Annotated in this window: 15 protein-coding genes, 1 tRNA gene and 1 pseudogene; 12 read left to right on the forward strand and 5 right to left on the reverse strand. The window is 50.0% G+C overall.

Annotation, left to right across the window (positions count from 1 at the left end; all coding sequences use genetic code 11):
• Window positions 1–345 precede the first annotated feature (345 nt).
• A complete protein-coding gene (gene xylB / locus A7K98_RS12545; protein ID WP_087488870.1) occupies window positions 346–1,821 on the forward strand; it encodes a xylulokinase in 1,476 nt (491 codons plus the stop codon).
• Between the two features lie 24 nt (window positions 1,822–1,845).
• Here the strand turns inward: xylB and A7K98_RS12550 are convergent, their stop codons facing one another.
• On the reverse strand, window positions 1,846–2,730 hold the full coding sequence (locus A7K98_RS12550) for a LysR family transcriptional regulator (RefSeq protein WP_198361108.1): 885 nt from the start codon (window positions 2,728–2,730) through the stop codon (window positions 1,846–1,848).
• 227 nt (window positions 2,731–2,957) lie between these two features.
• Between A7K98_RS12550 and A7K98_RS12555 the strand changes: the two genes are divergently transcribed.
• Window positions 2,958–3,866: a DMT family transporter gene (locus A7K98_RS12555; RefSeq protein ID WP_087488871.1), complete on the forward strand. Its 909-nt coding sequence runs from the start codon at window positions 2,958–2,960 to the stop codon at window positions 3,864–3,866.
• Between the two features lie 169 nt (window positions 3,867–4,035).
• On the opposite strand, the gene fhuE is transcribed toward A7K98_RS12555, so the two are convergent.
• On the reverse strand, window positions 4,036–6,336 hold the full coding sequence (gene fhuE, locus A7K98_RS12560) for a ferric-rhodotorulic acid/ferric-coprogen receptor FhuE (protein WP_232461538.1): 2,301 nt from the start codon (window positions 6,334–6,336) through the stop codon (window positions 4,036–4,038).
• Between the two features lie 379 nt (window positions 6,337–6,715).
• On the opposite strand from fhuE, the gene A7K98_RS12565 reads away from it, so the two are divergent.
• The 3 genes from A7K98_RS12565 to A7K98_RS12575 all read left to right on the forward strand — a co-directional run bounded on the left by A7K98_RS12565 (window position 6,716) and on the right by A7K98_RS12575 (window position 9,812).
• A complete protein-coding gene (locus A7K98_RS12565) occupies window positions 6,716–7,813 on the forward strand; it encodes a YncE family protein (protein ID WP_087488872.1) in 1,098 nt (365 codons plus the stop codon).
• A gap of 313 nt (window positions 7,814–8,126) precedes the next feature.
• The gene (locus A7K98_RS12570) at window positions 8,127–9,539 is read left to right on the forward strand and encodes an NAD-dependent succinate-semialdehyde dehydrogenase (protein WP_257789954.1); all 1,413 of its coding nucleotides are present in this window, start codon (window positions 8,127–8,129) and stop codon (window positions 9,537–9,539) included.
• Between the two features lie 197 nt (window positions 9,540–9,736).
• Window positions 9,737–9,812, forward strand: a tRNA-Asn gene (locus tag A7K98_RS12575).
• A gap of 221 nt (window positions 9,813–10,033) precedes the next feature.
• On the opposite strand, the gene A7K98_RS12580 is transcribed toward A7K98_RS12575, so the two are convergent.
• Window positions 10,034–10,804, reverse strand: a complete 771-nt coding sequence (locus A7K98_RS12580) for an SDR family oxidoreductase (protein WP_087488874.1) — start codon at window positions 10,802–10,804, stop codon at window positions 10,034–10,036.
• A 94-nt stretch (window positions 10,805–10,898) separates the two neighbouring features.
• On the opposite strand from A7K98_RS12580, the gene A7K98_RS12585 reads away from it, so the two are divergent.
• From A7K98_RS12585 to A7K98_RS12605, 6 genes and pseudogenes are all read left to right on the forward strand, one after another.
• Window positions 10,899–11,843 (forward strand): AraC family transcriptional regulator, encoded by a 945-nt coding sequence (locus A7K98_RS12585; protein ID WP_087488875.1) that lies wholly within the window; start codon window positions 10,899–10,901, stop codon window positions 11,841–11,843.
• Between the two features lie 65 nt (window positions 11,844–11,908).
• Entirely contained in the window at window positions 11,909–12,127 is a 219-nt protein-coding gene (locus A7K98_RS21740; protein ID WP_407703115.1) for a TonB-dependent receptor plug domain-containing protein, read from the forward strand.
• A gap of 98 nt (window positions 12,128–12,225) precedes the next feature.
• Window positions 12,226–12,483 (forward strand): annotated as a pseudogene (locus tag A7K98_RS12595) (IS3 family transposase); the annotation flags it as partial.
• On the forward strand, window positions 12,481–12,708 hold the full coding sequence (locus A7K98_RS21745) for an alpha/beta fold hydrolase (protein ID WP_332457926.1): 228 nt from the start codon (window positions 12,481–12,483) through the stop codon (window positions 12,706–12,708). The pseudogene A7K98_RS12595 and the gene A7K98_RS21745, both read left to right, overlap by 3 nt.
• A gap of 291 nt (window positions 12,709–12,999) precedes the next feature.
• Window positions 13,000–13,995 carry an aldo/keto reductase gene (locus A7K98_RS12600; protein WP_087488877.1) on the forward strand — a complete coding sequence of 332 codons (996 nt, stop codon included), beginning with the start codon at window positions 13,000–13,002 and terminating at the stop codon, window positions 13,993–13,995.
• 359 nt (window positions 13,996–14,354) lie between these two features.
• A complete protein-coding gene (locus tag A7K98_RS12605) occupies window positions 14,355–14,597 on the forward strand; it encodes a DUF2543 family protein (RefSeq protein WP_087488878.1) in 243 nt (80 codons plus the stop codon).
• A 138-nt stretch (window positions 14,598–14,735) separates the two neighbouring features.
• Here the strand turns inward: A7K98_RS12605 and A7K98_RS12610 are convergent, their stop codons facing one another.
• Window positions 14,736–15,656 carry a bifunctional helix-turn-helix transcriptional regulator/GNAT family N-acetyltransferase gene (locus A7K98_RS12610; protein ID WP_232461539.1) on the reverse strand — a complete coding sequence of 307 codons (921 nt, stop codon included), beginning with the start codon at window positions 15,654–15,656 and terminating at the stop codon, window positions 14,736–14,738.
• A gap of 133 nt (window positions 15,657–15,789) precedes the next feature.
• Window positions 15,790–16,686, reverse strand: coding sequence for a LysR substrate-binding domain-containing protein (locus A7K98_RS12615; RefSeq protein WP_087488880.1), 897 nt, complete (start codon window positions 16,684–16,686; stop codon window positions 15,790–15,792).
• A gap of 147 nt (window positions 16,687–16,833) precedes the next feature.
• Between A7K98_RS12615 and A7K98_RS12620 the strand changes: the two genes are divergently transcribed.
• Window positions 16,834–18,363 carry an MFS transporter gene (locus A7K98_RS12620; RefSeq protein WP_087488881.1) on the forward strand — a complete coding sequence of 510 codons (1,530 nt, stop codon included), beginning with the start codon at window positions 16,834–16,836 and terminating at the stop codon, window positions 18,361–18,363.
• Window positions 18,364–18,389: the final 26 nt, after the last annotated feature.

An 18,389-nucleotide genomic window follows, 5' to 3' on the forward strand; every position in this document is an offset into this window, starting at 1 on the left:
GATGCTGTTGCAGCAGACAAAGGTTTTCTGAAACAATCCTGACCGGGTAAACCATCAGTCTTACCTTCACTCCGGTGACCCGGGCGAGATTCACTGCCCGGACTGACCATCGCGCGGCCTTGTTTTTGGCGAAAGCCTGTACTCCGTTCACAAGGAGAGACCAGCCGGTGCCACAAACACCGTTTAGCAACAAGCCACAGCATCAGGTTACCAGCGCAATCAGCCAGCAATCTGGTAAACCACATACTGCGGTTAACCATTAACACATTCAGGCCCTGTCTGGCAGAACCTGCCCGGCAGAGCAACAATTGTTCAGCGTAAGGGTTATCAACACAAGGAATCCGCATGTATCTTGGTATTGATCTAGGCACTTCCGGTATCAAAATTCTGTTGCTTGACGAACAAGGACAGGTGGTTGCCAGCCACAGTGAATCGTTAACCCTTTCGCGCCCTCACCCACTGTGGTCAGAACAGAACCCGGCAGACTGGTGGCAGGCCGCAGACAATGCGGTAACAGTCTTAGCCCAACAACACTCACTGAAAGTGGTAAAAGCCATCGGGCTTTCAGGTCAGATGCATGGAGCAACGCTGCTGGATGCACAGCAACAGGTACTGCGCCCTGCCATTTTGTGGAATGATGGCCGCAGTTATGCCGAATGTGGATTGCTTGAACAGCGGGTTGCTGAGTCACGGCATATTACCGGTAATCTGATGATGCCGGGCTTCACAGCCCCCAAACTGTTGTGGTTACAGCAACATGAGCCCGATATTTTTGCCCGTATCGATAAAGTACTGTTACCCAAAGATTACCTGCGTTTGCTGATGACCGGGCAGTTTGCTACAGACATGTCTGATGCCTCCGGCACCTCATGGCTGGATGTAGCAAAACGTGACTGGAATGATCAACTGCTGGCAGCCACCGGACTGACACGTCAGCATATGCCGACATTATATGAAGGTAACCAGATTACCGGTCATCTGTTGGCGGAACATGCCGAACGTTGGGGTATGGATTGCGTTCCGGTGGTCGCCGGTGGGGGTGATAATGCTGCAGGTGCCGTGGGTGTCGGCTTGTATAACCCCGGTCAAGCCATGTTGTCCCTGGGAACATCAGGAGTCTACTTTGTGGTCAGTGACGGGTTTATGGCTAACCCTGAAAGTGCAGTTCATAGTTTCTGTCACAGCCTGCCACAGCGCTGGCACCTGATGTCTGTGATGCTCTCTGCCGCTTCCTGTCTGGACTGGGCGGCCAGGTTACTGGGTATTGCCAGCGTACCTGAACTGATCCAGCTTGCCGAAACTGCGACGCCAGGCGAGCAACCGGTGACTTTCCTGCCTTATCTTTCCGGTGAACGGACACCTCATAATAATCCTAATGCTAAAGGAGTTTTCTTTGGAATGACTCACCAGCATGGTCCGGAATCTCTGGCTTATTCGGTGATGGAAGGAGTGGGGTTTGCTCTGGCAGAAGGTATTGATGCAGTGCATGCCTGTGGCGTGATCCCTGAAAGTATCACGCTGATTGGTGGGGGTGCCCGTAGTGCCTGGTGGCGACAGATGCTGGCAGATATCAGCGGTCAGGTGATGGAGTATCGCAGTGGCGGAGAGGTCGGCCCGGCTTTAGGCGCTGCCCGGCTGGCACAGATTGCCGGTCTGGAAATTACTCAGGTTGAAAACTACCTGTCTGCGCCGGCACTGCAACAGCGCTATACCCCTGATGCTGAAAAACATCAGGCCTGGCAGCCACGACGTGAACTGTTCCGTCAGTTATATACAGCACTGGCGCCGTTAATGTCACCGGAAACGCCAGTGGTAAAATAGCATTCTGATAACCCAGCTTCCCGGCTATTCATCAGGCAACCGGGAGGAGAATTGATCATCAATAAACTGTCTGGCAGCCCGCGACAGACTATGAGTGTCGCGATAAGCCAGACCGATATCCCGGCTAACTGACGGCGTAGTTTCCCGGGTGATCAGACGGTAAGGAATATTCTGCAGAATCAGTCGCGGCAACAGGCTAATGCCCAGATTTTTTCCTACCATCGCCATAACCGCATAATCGTCCCATAAGGTGTATCGCACCTGTGGCCTCAGATGGTGCTGGCGAAAGATTTCCGAAATTTCGTTATTACTGCCTTTTTCCAGCAATAAAAACGGATAGTCACATAGCGCCTGCAATGGCACCCGGTCCTGTTCAGCCAGTGGATGATCTTCCGGCATCACCACCAGATAATCGTCACGCTTCAAAAACAGAGTTTTCAGGGACTGTCGTGCTGGCAGGCGGGTAAATCCGCAATCCACGCTACCTTCAGCAATCCACTGCTCAATTTCGTGATAATCGCCAGGCACCAGTTCAAAATGAATATCCGGATAACGGGTCCGGAAACGACTCAGCATATCCGGCAACCAGTGAACCGCAACACTGGAGAAAGTACCGATCCTCACGGTCCCCGAATGCAGACCATTTACTGCATCAACCTCTGCCAGTAACTTCTGATATTCCTCATAAACGCTTCTGGCAAACGGTAACAGATGACTGCCCTCTGCCGTCAACCGGACACCGCTACGGCTTCGTTCAAACAGTGAAATCCCCCACTCACTTTCCAGATCATTAATCATCCGGCTGATACCTGACTGGGAATAGAAAATTTTCTCTGCCGCACGGGTAAAACTGCCATGCTCCACCACACTGAGAAAGGCTTTGTACTTTTGAATATTGGTATCCATCATCCCTTTCCATCCGGTTTACTCATGTTAACCATGCTAAACTCTCGCTTTTGTAATCACAAGCCAGGTGACAGAATGCCTGTTATCAGCCCGGCAGTGATTCTGTTTTCCCCTGCGATGATTGATGCATGTGAAGCCTTTCGCTCCCCGCCAGCTGTGCCTGTACAAATATCCGATCAACTTTATCACCGGCCTGAAAGACGCTGATGCGTCGCAACGGGAGAACAACCATGCCAGAGAAACAACATCCCCTGACAGCCCAGGCGGGCACAGCACTGTTTGTGTTGCTGTGGGGGAGTGCCGCTATTTTTACCCGACTGGGTCTGAACTACGCCAGTCCGCTGGCGCTGCTGAGTTGCCGCTTTAGTGTTGCGTTAATGGTGCTGCTATTGATAGGCTCTCTGCGCCGCCGCTGGCTGCCGGTCAAAGGAAGCCGGCTCCGTGTTGCTCTGACAGGGCTGATTTTTATTGGGGGCTACTCGGTCTGTTATTTCCGCGCAATGGCTCTGGGTATTACCCCCGGGCTGATGGCCACTTTACTGGGCATTCAGCCAATCCTGACACTTTGCATCACCGAACGCGGTTTTACCGGAACCCGGCTCACTGGCCTGGTGATCGCTCTGGGTGGGCTGGTTCTTCTGGTCTGGCGCAGTCTCTCTTCATCGCACTTTGCCGCTGCCGGAATGGGTTATGCGCTGGCAGCACTGTTGTTTATCACGGCCGGAACACTGATGCAGAAGAAAATTGCCCAGCCGCCGGCAGATGTTATGCCGTTACAGTACGCTGTCAGCCTGTTGTTATGTCTTTTACTGACGCCACTCTCCGGATTTCAGCTACATCTGAGTCTTTCGCTGATGATTTCAGTGTTATTCCTGGGTGTGTTGATATCGGTAGTTGCACAGTTGCTATTTTACCGGATGCTGAATACCGGCAGTCTGGTCAATGTGACCAGTCTGTTTTACCTGGTCCCGGTGATTACCGCACTGCTTGACTATCTGATGTTGGGTAACCGCCTGTCTGCGGCGGCCTGTGGTGGAATGGTAGCAATTTTTGCCGGAATCTGGCTGGTTTACCGCAGCGCAAACACAACCATCAAAGAGAACAGTAAAACGACTGCCCGGATACGCTCTGCGGATTAACCGGTTTCTGAATTTTACTGATAAATGATTCCCGGGATAACCCGAAGGTCTTAAGCAGTTGGCTGTAGCTGTGAGGTTTAAATAGCCACAGAATAAGCAGGCTGGTTGCACAACAAAACGGTGTGCAACCATGAAGATTCACTGCCGACGATATCGGCAGTGAATTTTATCAGAACTGATAAGACAGGCTGACGGAGAAGTTACGCGGTGCCCCATACACATAGTTATTCAGGTAGGTATAGTAGCTACGGTCAAACAGGTTATTCACGTTAGCCTGTACCGATACCTGGCGGGTAACCTGATAACGGGCAAACAGGCTGGCCAGCGGGTAACTACTCTGGTATACACGAGTCGTATTGCCATCAGCCCCGGTCACATCATCAAAGATCCGGTTCTGCCAGTTAATACCGCCGCCGACTGTCAGGTCTGGCAACTGCGGTACATTGTAACGGGCAAACAGTTTGAACGAAGTTTGTGGCTCTTCCGGGTTAAAGCGACCGGTAGAATCAGTAGCGACATAGCGCGTTGCACCAAAAGTCATCTCCAGATTATCGGTAACCGCACCATTCAGCTCAAATTCGACACCCTTACTGACCGCACCTTTGGTCGCGACATAAGCTTGTTCACTGCTGTTGTTAACATAAACCCCGTTAACTTCCTGACCGGCATTTTCCTGCTCGATGCGGAACACCGCCATGGTGGCAGTCAGACGACCGTTCAGCCAGTCCGATTTCAGCCCGGTCTCGTAGCTTCTGCCAGTGACCGGTTTTAACAACTGACCAGTACTGGTCCGGTAATCCTGAGGCAGGAAGATCGAGGTATAGCTGGCATAAGCAGACAGCGTATCGTTAATGTCGTACACCAGGCCGGCGTACGGAGTGATATTATTCTTACTCATATCACCACTAGTCCCAACGGTACTCCACTGGGTATAGCGGGCACCGACGATCAGGCTTAATGGATCTGCCAGCGAGAAACGGGCAGCAGTATAGGCTGATTTCTGACGCACTACGTCATCAGCATTCACATACCACCCTTGCCACTCTGGTTCAGGGATATTGCCGTTCCAGTTATTATTAAAAGCACCAATAACATCAGAGGTGATATCGTAATCATCCAGATCGGTCACCCCGTCCTGGCTGTAGGTGGCATTATGCTGGCGGCTGTAACTGACACCGGCCATTAACTGATGTTCGCGGCCAAACAGACTGAAAGGCCCACTGGCATAAGTATCTATTGAATTCAGCTCGCGGCGACCACGGTCCATACTGCCGAATCCTGTCACACCTTCGCCGGTATCTTCATCGGCAAAGTCTTCCAGATAGAGCAGTTTATCGTTAAAAGTACTAATGGCATGGGTTCCATTAATTTTAAATACCCAGCCATTATCAAAATTATGATCCAGGGTGGCCAGGATCTTATGTGAATTGGTGTTGTAACGGGTCCAGTCAGCACCGGAGTTCAGACTGCGTTTGTAGTGGGTCAGATCGCCGTTACTATAAAACTGTGGTAATCCACCCCAGGTTGGATTGCCGGTTTGGCTGTCATGATAGTCATAAGCCAGTGATGCTGTAGTGTTATCCCCCAGATCGGCATCCAGTACCCCGTAGAAGAATTTACTGGTTTTATGGTAACGATCCAGCCAGCTGTCCTGATCCTGGTAACCGGTTACAATCCGGCCACGGATAGTTCCTGATTCATTGAGCGGGCTCTGGACATCTGCAACATAGCGCTGATTATTCCAGCTGCCATAGCTGGCGGTAATTGAGCCTTGCGGAGTTTTACTGTCGGCTTGTTTTCTGACCATGTTCACCGAGGCAGCCGGGTTACCAGCGCCGGTCATCAATCCGGTTGCACCACGCACCACTTCAATACGGTCGTAGATCGCAGTGTCTGATGCTGCATCCCCGAAGTTCCAGGAATCGTTAACGGAAGTTGGGATACCGTCGAAAGTAAAACTGCTGATTTTAAATCCACGCGAGTAATACTCTGAGCGCTCACTGTCGTCCATATTCTGGGTAATACCGGTAGTATTGGCCAGAACATCCCCAACGGATTGTAAATCCTGATCTTTCATCCTCGCCTGCGTGATCACGCTAAAAGATTGCGGAATATCACGTGGAGCCATCAACAGTTTAGTGCCGGCACGAGTGGTCTGAACCGTATAGTCAGTCTTTTTCTCTGTATCGGGAGAATTATCCGGTGCCGCAGTAACCACTAATTCGGACGGAGAATTACCGCTGTTATCGGTTGCTTTGCTGGCAGAAACTGGTTTGAGTTTCGCTTTAGTAGCATTACTGGCAGATGCGTTGCTGCTGGTGGTCGGTGTATTTGCCGTATTATCAGCAGCATAACCGGCTAATGGCATAATAGCGGCCTGAACGACCAGAGCCAGCAATGATATACGGAAGTTTTTGCTGCGCGCAGAAATAGCGGAAGCTCTCACAGCTCCGCGTTCACTGAAAGACATTGATAATCCCCTGAAAATGTTGATTTAGCGGCTTATTGTTTTATTTCGCAGAAACAGAGTTATCCGGCTCTGATGAATATTCTGCCCGCAGACAAAATAACCCTACACGATGTAACGATAAGCTTAATGATAATTATTGGCTTTTAGATTTACCAAAAAGTTTCATTTCAAAATATAACTATTTGTATATTTTTGCGGAAAAAATCAGAACCTGAGGTTATCTTAATGATTTTTGGTGATTTAATTTTCGGGAGTTGCTTTTACCGCTGCACACTAAGATTTACAATCAGATAGTTAATGCGTATGCTTCTCATTCTTTTTACAAATACCATCCGCAATGGCCTGCCCTGCCATGCCTTTTATTCCCATGGAGCTAAGAATGAGATCGTTTTTCAGCCCGCGTAAAGCTGCACTTGGTGTTGCTATTGTCGCTGCCTTTAGCCTGACTGCCTGCCAGGCCCCGGCCAAAAAAGCCACTACTCCGGTAGTGACTGCACCAGTCAAAGCACCAGTGGATACAGCACTGACTCAACAGGTATTAGGCGATGGTTTATATGAAATGGCCTGGTCAACCTCTGCCGGTGTGGTTTATGTGGCGAGCGCCCAGAGCTTTAAGAACGTCAATGGCGGTATGCTGTATCGTCTTGACCCGCGTACCCTGAAAACGGTGGGCGAAACTCATACTGACCTGAAAAACTTTGGTATGACCACAGATGACAGTGGCGATATTATTTATGCCACTAACAGTCTGGATGGCGGCGTGTCTAAAATTGACGCAAAAACCGGTAAGGTAGTGCAACGCCTGATGTTCCCGGGCAAAAAAGATAAAGATGGCGATGCGGTTGGCGCACGTGAGATTTTTGAACACGGCAATGAACTGTATGTTGGCCGTGTAGCTGACCCTGGCTTTATTTCTGTGGTTGATACTAAAACCTTCCGTCTGAAAGACACCATCAAAAATGCCGGAAAATGGGTCACCGGAATTATTTATTCCCCGGCCATTGATCGTATTTACGCGTCTAACGGTGGCGGTGAAATCCTGGTCATTAATCCACACACCCATAAAATTGAAAAACGCTGGACTCCGGCAGACGGGAAACAATATCTGTTCCTGAATATGGCTGAAGATCCGTCAACCGGCCGCCTGTTTGTGACCGATGATTCAAAAGCCAAAACTACCCTGGTATTTGATGAACACACCGGCAAAGTGATTAAACGTATCGAAGGCGATGCGCTGGGTATTAAATTTAATCCGAAACGCAACGAGATCTATATCAGCCAGCGAGAGTCGCAGAAAGTGCTGGTACTGGACGCTACTACGTACGCAGTGAAACACAGCTGGTCGTTTGCAACTCATCCGAACAGCCTGTTAGTTTCTCCGGATGGTCAGACGTTGTACGTCACACTGAAGCAGGACTTTAATAAAGATATGTCCACCAAAGGACCTGACAGTGTGGTACGTATCAGTCTGAAATAAACAATAACCAGACAGGAGACTCTCTCCGGAATTTAGGTTAACGTTTTTCATGATTTATCACGGGACTGAGATAACTCAGTCCTTTTTTTATCTTTTGTATCCTGCCGGGTTCCCGGTAAAAAATACCCACACTCTTTATGGTTTAAGCATATTTACAAAACAGACAGTAAATTTAATATCAGACTGCAAAAATGTGACATGCCGCACTGCCTTCCATCCACGGTCAGAATGATAATATTTTTTTATATTTACACCTGCACCCGGTCAGTATTTTCATCTCCTGCGGATACTGACAATTGTTGTTTTCGAGTGGATAAAAGGAAGGACTTTAATTATGGCATTTTCAACTATTAATCCCTACACCGGTGAAACCGTAAAACAATTTAAAGATGCAACTGACAGTGAAATTGCAGCAGCTATCAGTCGTGCAGACCAGGCTTTTTCCTCCTGGCGACAGCTCCCCATCGCACAACGCACTGCCGTTTTGTCAAAGGCCGCCACTATATTGCGGGACAAAACCCAACATTTTGCAGAAATCATCACCCTGGAAATGGGGAAAATTATCGGAGAGGCCCGTGCAGAAGTAGAGCTATCTGCCAGCATTCTCGAATACTACGTTAACAATGCCGAAAAGTTACTGGCAGATGAACCCCTGCCTGTGAACGATCCGCAGGAAGGTAAAGCGGTACTGGTTCATGAACCGCTGGGTGTCATTCTGGCGATTGAACCATGGAATTTCCCGTTCTATCAGATTGCCCGTATTCTGGCTCCGCAACTGGCCGCCGGAAATACCCTGTTATTAAAACATGCCTCGAATGTTCCTCAATGCGCTGAGGCTTTTGAACAACTGATGCTGGAAGCGGGACTCCCTGAAGGTGGCTTTACCAACCTGTTCCTGCCGCATGACAAAATAGAGTTAGTGCTTAAAGATCCGCGGGTTCATGGTGTGGCACTGACCGGCTCAGAGGCCGCCGGGGCCAGTGTGGCAGCCACTGCCGGTAAATACCTGAAAAAATCGACTCTTGAACTGGGTGGTGCCGATGCATTTGTCGTGCTGGCAGATGCTGAATTAGACAAAACCGTTAGCTGGGCAGTTTTTGGGCGCCACTGGAACGCAGGCCAGGTGTGTGTTTCTTCAAAACGCATGATCATTCATGAAAAAATCTATGATGCGTTTCTGGAAAAATACACTGCGGCCGTAGCTAAACTCAAAGCCGGTGACCCAATGGACAGCCAGACCCAACTGGCTCCTCTCTCTTCTCAGCGTGCTGCCGATAACCTGAAAACCCAGCTTGCCAAAGCGATTGAACATGGCGCTACCGCCGTTGAAGTGGGGGAAAAAGTTCCGACACGGGGAGCGTTTGTACAGCCAACTATCCTGACCAATGTCACCCCGGATAATCCGGCCTGGTACGAAGAGTTTTTCGGCCCGGTATCGATGATTATCAAAGCCAAAGATGATGAAGATGCCATTCGTATTGCCAACGACAGCCACTTTGGACTGGGAGGCTCCGTATTTACCTCTAATCCTGACTACGGTTATCAGTTAGCGAAGAAAATCACCACCGGAATGGTGTTTGTTAATCACCCGACCATGGTAAAAGCTGATCTGCCGTTTGGCGGGGTAAAACGCTCGGGTTATGGCCGGGAATTGCTGGGCCTGGGGCTGAAAGAGTTTGTTAACCATAAACTGATTGATATCGTCGATATCGATGCCCCGTTCTGACAAAATTTGCTGTCCGCCCTCCCCTGGCAAAAGCCAGGGGACTGGCATCAGTGATCACCAACATCGTGAATTAGTGGCAGTTATCTGCTTTTATCACAGCAACTGTATCTTTTATCAGCAGTCAGTTCGTCTGACGGCAAAACTGTTTTGACAAGCCTGCGTCAGCCCGTTACTATGCGCCCCGTCTTCAAGACAATTCCTCTGTAGTTCAGTCGGTAGAACGGCGGACTGTTAATCCGTATGTCACTGGTTCGAGTCCAGTCAGAGGAGCCATATTAAAGAAGCCCGCTTAAGGAAACTTAAGCGGGCTTTTTGTTTATCGCAACAGGTTGAATTCCTAACCGGATAGTATTGCATCAGTTTAACCCTATAAATGATAAGAAAGGGGATGGGACGTCAATATACCCAGTTATTCCTGCATCCTATGGTAGTAAAAAGAGAGAACGATAGTCTCTCTTTAGTTTTCCCTGTATCGGGGTTGTTGTCCGATGTCATTAACAGCAAAAAGGGGAACGTTGCTGCGCCTCAGCAAGCCAATAGCTGGCATCTTCTCCCGCTGCGGTGTAGAACGGAGCGTGTTGATTGTCAGCAACTGCTAAAATGGCATTTGCTACATCATCAGCGTAAGTCACCGGCGAATCGGTATCCTGAATCATTTGGATAAAATCCCTCACCATTTTCCCGTAATCAGGATCGTCCATCCCCAGGAAATGGGCACGTGCATTCTCTCCAAACTTCGTTTCAGGTGAGCGCCCCGGTAATATGACATGGACGCGAATACCAAAAGTCCTGGCTTCGATGGATAATGATTCGCTCCATGCATTCAGCGCAGCTTTACTTGCACGATAAAGCCCAATAAGTGGCAGCGCTTTGGTTGTCACTGATGAAGAGACATTGATGATTACCCCTGATTTTTTCTCTCTCATCGATGGCATAAATGACTGAGTTAATGACAAAGTACCTAAGACATTCGTATTCATTAATTGCTGTGCAGTTGCTAAAGGCGTGAGCTCGACCGGTACAGGGGCACCAAAACCAGCATTGTTCACCAGTACATCAATGGCCCCCGCTTGCTTCACAACATTCCCGATACTCTCAGCAGAAGTAATATCCAGCGACAGGATGGTCAATTTACTGCTTTCAGGCAAAAGTGTCGGATCGGGTGTTCTCATTGTGGCAATCACATCCCATCCCTTTTGCAAAAAAAGTTTTGCTGCTGCAAGCCCAAAACCTGAAGAGCATCCGGTAATAAGTACAGTTGACATGTTTCATCCTCTTTTTGGTGAAGAGCCGTGATGATAGTCGCCACTACCAGGACAATATATAATAAGAAATCCAGATAAATTTAGAGATAGTCCAATGTCAGACCCGTTGACCGATATTGTTGCCTTACTCAACCCCAAACCCTCACATTCAAAACTGGTGGAAGGTGCCGGGCAGTGGCGTATTGTCAGGAAATCCGGAGGAGAGGCTTTTTACTGCGCGGTTTTAGACGGTGAATGCCTGATTAATATTAACGGACAAGGTCCGCAACTACTCGTTGCTGGTGACTTTCTGTTGATACCTGCCGCACATTCTTTCGAAAATACCAATACGGGTGCGTCTCACCCCACCGAAATCACTGTGCCGACAGTGATCAGTGAAGGCCACGTGAGAATTGGCTCACCCATTGGGCCGGCTGACTTGCTTATGAATATTGGTCACTGTGAATTCGATACGCCGGAAAAACAACTGATTGTCTCTTTACTGCCAAACGAGATACTGATTAAAGGGCAGCGTCGTTTCGTCATGCTGCTTGAACTCCTGTTAGATGAAAATCGAAGCAAGCGACCAGGGCGGGAAGTGGTATTGATGCACCTTCTGCAACTACTGTTGGTCGAATCGTTACGGAGTAAGGATGACTTGTCAAAAAAGGCTGGTATTTTGCAGGGGCTACAGCACGAAAAGATCGGATTAGCGCTGCATCTTATACATGAAAAACCAGATTCTGACTGGAAAATCGCACAGCTCGCCAGCCACTGTGCAATGTCTCGCTCATCTTTTTTTGCCGTATTCAATGAGACTGTCGGTATGCCGCCATTGAAATACCTGCTCTTCTGGCGAATGTCGTTAGCGAAAAAAGCACTGATGAGTAGCAATGATAGAATCGAACAGATTGCATTCCGGATAGGTTACCAATCAGCAAGTGCATTCAACGTGGCATTCAATAAGTACGTGGGACTTCCACCGGGAGTGTTCAGACGGCAGAATACAACGTTTCAAAGCTACCCTTCTTCGACTGCTACCAGTACGCCAGATCCTTAAGCTTAAATATTAAGAGAATATCTCCCACACGACCAGCAGATATTTTTAACGGCTCTACAGACACGATTTCCTCTAACAGCTCTAATTCAACAGGAATACAGGTTAACCTAAGGGGATTACAGGGTAATGGCCGTGTTAATACCATGATCGATGGTTCCCGGCAGAGCTCTAATACCTATAGGGGTTATGCAGGCACGCGAGATAACACCTACTTAGACCCTGATTTAATTGGTGGTATCGACATTAAAAAAGGCGTAGATGCCGGTCCTTATTCAGGGAATTGACCCGTCCTGAATAGCGTTGACACGTTTCTGATCTAATTCCGGAGAACGTGATGATGACAGAGTTCAAACGCACACAACGAGATTATCCTCTATCCTCTAAAAAAACAGTGACACGTGCGTGTCAGTTTCTGAGACACAGCAGACAGTCATGGTACCAGGACAATGCCAGGAGCAATAAGAAGCAGAGCAGGAATCTTCACATTCTTGATTCTATCGCCAGAGTCCGATGTCGCGAGCCCCGAATCGGTACGCGTAAACTGCACTTTCTGCTGAACAGTCTGACGGATAAAACACTGAGCATCGGGCGGGATCGCCTGTTTGCCCTGCTGGATGAGCACAGGCTTCTGGTCCCTGTGAACGGTACGGCACTCGGAGGTGTTCTGGCTGAAGCCGCGTGGCGTAGTCGGCCCGTGTTCTATCTGATTGGCGAAAACGATCTGGCCATCCTGCCTGTGGAACAGGAACGGATGGCAACACGAATGAATGCGACGATACAACGGGTGGCCTCCAGCCATGTGCCGATGTTGTCACACCCTCAAGTGGTCGCCGATTTTATCCTACGGGCGGCTTCCTGGTTCTGATACGATGATCACCGATGCCGCAGCCCTGTTTCTGGCTGGTCGCAGGGACGCGGTTCCGGTGTGCCCGCCAAAGCAGATCACAGGAGTAACAGATTGACTTTTTTTAGGAAAACTTCACTCAAAGCGAATTTTTTAATGGATAAACCCGTATAAATCTGATGAGCTGCACTTCCACCCAATGGCTTGACATCTTTCTCCAGAGATCTAAGGTAACAAGGTAGCTGTACCTTAATACCCCGTCTCCCGCCAGTCACATAGCTGTTTCACGACTGGCAGCTCAGAGGAAACCCCATGCAATACAAGAAGCTAGGCTCTACCGGGCTGGATATTTCTGCGTTATGTCTCGGTTGTATGACATATGGTGAGCCGGATGCCGGCGCGCATAGCTGGACACTGAATGAAGAGAAGTCTCGCCCGATCATTGCTCATGCCATCGATAACGGAATAAATTTCTTCGATACGGCCAACAGTTATTCTGCCGGAACGTCCGAAGTTATCGTGGGAAAAGTGTTAAAACAACTGACCAGACGGGAAGAGATTGTTATTGCGACCAAGGTTTTTTTCCCGCCGGGTGCCAGTGATGGCGAAAAAAGACCGAACGGTCAGGGGCTGTCACGTAAAGCCATCATGTCCGAAATCGATAAGAGCCTGCAGCGACTGCAAACGGACTATGTCGATCTGTATCAAATCCATCGTTGGGATTATTCCACCCCCATAGAAGAAACGATGGAAGCGCTGCATGACGTAGTCAAAGCAGGTAAAGCCCGCTACATTGGCGCTTCATCCATGTATGCCTGGCAGTTTGCCAAAGCGCAGGAAATTGCCCGCCGTGAGGGTTGGACGCCGTTTGTATCAATGCAGAACTACGTTAACCTGCTATATCGTGAAGAAGAACGGGAGATGATTCCGTTATGTGCTGACCAGTCCGTGGGATTAATGCCCTGGAGCCCGATGGCACGAGGACGACTGACCCGTCCGGTCGGTGTGACCTCGGCCCGTTCTGAAAGTGATAAGTTCGGTAAAACGTTGTACAGCAAGACGGAAGAAGCAGATAACAAAGTGATTGCTGCGGTCGAAAAAATCGCACAGGAACGTGGCTTACCTATGGCGCAGATTGCACTGGCCTGGGTGCTGGCAAAACCGGAAGTTTCGGCTCCGATTGTCGGCGCGTCCAAAACCGGGCAGATCGATGATGCGATTGCGGCTCTTAGCGTGAAGCTGACGGATGAAGAAATCGGCTTGCTTGAGGAGCATTATATCGCTCATCCGGTAACTGGTTTCAGTTAAGCATTCACCTGCTGCGGTTAACCGGTCTGAGTGCCGGTTACCGCACAGACTTCCGCCCCTGTCCCTGAGTTCCTGCAAACCGGATTAAGCGACTCTTTAATGACCTCACTCACGGCCTGAGCTGAGTGGCTATCAGGGGGTTAGTTTTGCGGTTTTTCCGGGGCAAGCTCCGATGGTGTTGTCAGCTGTTCCCTGTATTCGCGGGTGGCCTTAAGACCGGCGACTGAGAAACGGCTAAAATTTGAAAAACGGGCCTGTGAAATTGCAGATAATAACCATTACCGCGGGCTGGCAATAGCCCGTATAATTGTCGCCAGCGCTTTTGCGCACTATCTGTCCGCACATTCAGGGAAACGGTTATGAAACAAATACACTTTAAATATTATGACATGGTGGAAGAGTATGCGGAGGAGTGCCAGAAACCGGTTGAAGAATCTGAAGCCGATGCTCTGGCTCACTACTTTCAGTTGCTGCTGACTCGCTTGTCAGAAAACCCTGAAATCAGTGAGGAGGACCAGCAGCAGATGGCCACTGAAGCTGGTATCGAACCGCACCGGATTGATGATATTGCTGAATTTCTGAATCAGTGGGGCAATGAGTAACCTGATGCCGGCAGCCACTGTCGACACAGGCGATGGTGGCTAAAATATCCGGTGTTCAGACTTCTCCCTTATTGATAACACCGGGATGCAAATCAGCGCAGGCCAGTGACATAGCAGTCACCAGCCAGCTTCAGAAGATTACAGATCTTTGATCATCCAGATGCCGCAACTGTTATGGCCGGTGTTGCCCATCGGCCCGGACAGATGGGTAAAGCCAAAGGCCTTATATAATCCTACTGCATCTTTCAGCTCATCCAGAGTTTCCAGGTAGCATGCCTGGTATCCCTGTTGCCTGGCGTGCTCAAGCACGAAAGCAATCATGCGCCTGCCCAGCCCCATTCCTTTCACATCCCGGACAAAATAAAGTTTTTGTAATTCGCAGACCCCGTGTTCACCTGGTAAAGGCGCCAGCCCGCCGCCGCCAACAATTTTGCCATTGGCCTCTGCCACCCAGTAACCGCTGCCAGGGCGCTCATAGACGTCGCTTAAACAGTCGAGTTCAGGATCGTGCATACTGACCCCTTCCAGATGATCAATTTTGTTCTCGCGGAAACTGTTACGCACCAGTTCAGCAATGGTGGCGTTATCCCTGGCCTCTATCGGCCGGAAAATCACTCCTGCTTCCCGTTGCCGACGGGCATTACGCAGGCAGCCCGAGAAGCGGCTGATAGTTGAAAAAAAATCTTCAATTTCCTGTGAAGATGAAGAAGCCAGCGCTTCCTCTGTAAAACGATCCGCATTCGCTTCCAGCGTCATTAACCGCTCTCGCCCTGCTTCTGTCAGGCTGAAAGTCGAAGCTCTGCCATCCTGATCGCTGGACTCTTTCAGCAGATATCCCGATTCGCTCAGCGTGCGCAGCGTCCGGCTCATGCTCGCCTTATCAACACATAACCGTGCCGCCAGCTCAGTCCCGCCAGCGGGATGTCGGTTCAGTTCAATCAGGATATGACTTTGCAACGGGGATAATTCTGTTCCGCTGGTTTTACGGCTCAGCATGCCTAATTCTCTGACCATGTCGCGCAATAGGGCGCGGTACTGACGAACCTGTTGATTGTCCATAGAAATGATCCGCGTGGAATAATTGCGACACAGCATAGCCAATTTAGTTAACAGTGTTAACTAAATTTAAAGGCTGATATGTAACTATTTATCTGCCTCTGCGGATGATGTCTGAAATTCCGGCGTACTGAGATCAGAGCCCCTTCTCCGGTAACAGATGCTGTGCCATATAATCGATGAAAACCCGTAATTTGGTCGCAGGATAACGGTGAGAAGGCCAGAGAATACGAAAAACGCCCTGATGACGGGTAGCCTCTGGTAAAACCTGTAGCAACTCTCCCTGAGCAATGTCCTGTTTCACCATAAAGTCCGGCAGACACGCAATCCCGATCCCCTCGCGGACCACACTCAGTAAAACTTCCGTAGTATTACAAATCATCGTGGCCGGAAGAGTCGGCAATGGGTTACCTTCCGGCACTATCAGCGGCCAGGATTCAAACTTTCCGGTTTCCGGAAACTTATGCTGCAAACAGGCGTGAGCTGTCAGCTGTTCGGGGCGTTCCGGTAATCCATTCCGCTCTGCATAGCCCGGTGAAGCCACCAGTTGCAGGGAAAAATGTCCGAGAGTCCGTGATCTCAGACGCGAATCGGCATTCTCACCACTGCGAATTACCGCATCAAAACCCTCTTCAATCACATCCACCAGCCGGTCAGTAAAATCGAGATCCAGTTCAATCTGCGGATACTGGTGCATAAAACCATTGATCACTGGCATCACCAGTCCACTGACCAGTGGCAGACTGACGCGAAGCTTCCCCTTTGCCTCACTGCGGGCCTCAGTCAGTTCTGTCTCTGCTGCTTCCAGTTCACTTAAAATCCTCCGACATCGCTCAAGAAAAAGTGCGCCTTCAGAAGTCAGAGTGATACTACGGGTACTACGGTTAAATAAGCTGACACCCAGTTTTTCTTCAAGTCTGGCAATACTTTTGCCCACTGCTGAAGCAGAGACACCCAGTACCCGCCCCGCTTCAGAGAAGCTGCGCCATTCTGCCGCCTGAACAAAAAAAGTGATGCCGGTAAAGGCTTCCATCGCGTTCACCTGTGAATTTTAGTCCGGTATGTCTGGAACAATAGACTATTTTTCTCTGGTCTGTCGCCTTGTATTGTGCCCTGGTCTGCCCGCCGGGCAGATTGTCAGTTTTCAGGACATCTGTAGATTTCAGTGAGAAAAGACGCCATGACCACCCTGTCTGTAAATACCCCGGCCTCTGCAAGACAGCTGCTGCAACTGATTGCGGCCTGTCTGACAGGGATATTGATCCCTCTTAGTTTTACCGGTCCGGCAATGGTATTACCCGCCATCAGCCATACCATTGGCGGCAGCACAGTTCAGCTTAACTGGGTCGTCAATGGCTATATTCTGACCTATGGCAGTAGCATGATGGCTGCTGGTAGCCTGGCTGATATTTACGGGCGGAAGAGGTTATGGCTCTGCGGGCTGATACTGTTTACTTTGTTTACCAGCCTGATCGCGATAGCTCCTTCCGTTGGCTGGATAGATGTTCTGCGACTGTTACAGGGAACCGGGGGTGCTGCTGCATTTGCCGGGGCAATGTCTTCACTGACACAAACCTTCAGTGGCGCACAGCGCACCCGTGTATTCAGTTTACTCGGAACCACTTTCGGGATAGGACTGGCCTTCGGCCCGTTGGTGGCCGGCTGGTTAACCGCTCTCACCGGCTGGCGGCCGGTGTTTATTGCCACCGCGGGAATCAGCCTGGCAGGTCTGTTGTTAGTGATAATGTTTGCCGAAGAATCACGCCAACCGACAACAGTAAAACCGGACTGGCCTGGCGCGGCCAGTTTTACCGGGGCACTGGCGCTACTGACTATCGCCATTCTGCAGGCCCCTGTTTCAGCACCACATAGCCCGGTGGTAATAATCACCTCTGTGGCCGCGTTACTGTTGTTTATCCTGTTTGTGTTCAGAGAACGACGGGCTCGCCACCCGATGCTTGATTTGTCATTGTTCCGACAGGCACGGTTTTGCGGAGTCCAGTTACTGGCAGCTTCGCCGGCATTTTTCTTTGTCACTTTGATTGTATTACTACCAGGATATCTGATTGGGGTGATTCATCTGGCTCCGGATGTCGCCGGGCGCCAGATGATCGCACTGGCGGCGCCCTTGCTGGTGGTACCTTTTATTGCAGCATCACTGACCCGCTGGCTGTCACCTGCGGTTCTGTCTGCCGCAGGATTGCTAATCACTGCCGGTGGCCTGAGTTATGCCGGCAGCATCCTGGCATCGGGTACTGACAGTGGTCTGGCGTTAGCAATGCTGACCATCGGGACAGGAATTGGCCTGCCCTGGGGACTGATGGACGCTCTGGCAGTCAGTGTCGTTTCTCCGGAGAGAGCAGGTATGGCCACCGGTATTTTTAACTGCGTCAGAGTCTCCGCAGATGGTATAGCGATCGCCATCGTCGGCGTTCTTTTGGCCTCATTACTAAACCATTCACTGGATGCTTCCCTGCCCACTGTCGACCCACAAATCGTACAAACAGCAGCTAACCATCTGGCTCTGGGAGAACTGACATCTGCCACCAGTCTGTTGCCTGCTAACAGCACTCTGCTGGCTTCCCTGTACCTGACCAGACTCAGCACGGTGATGTACGTTTTATCTGCCGGATCAGTGCTGACAGCGGTCATCATTTTCCTGCTGCTTGGTCAGCGCAATAACCGGCCTCCTGCTTCACCAGGCCACTAATCCGCGTCATTCCCTGACTCTCTTTT

This window comes from Tatumella citrea, from assembly GCF_002163585.1.
Taxonomy (GTDB): domain Bacteria; phylum Pseudomonadota; class Gammaproteobacteria; order Enterobacterales; family Enterobacteriaceae; genus Tatumella; species Tatumella citrea.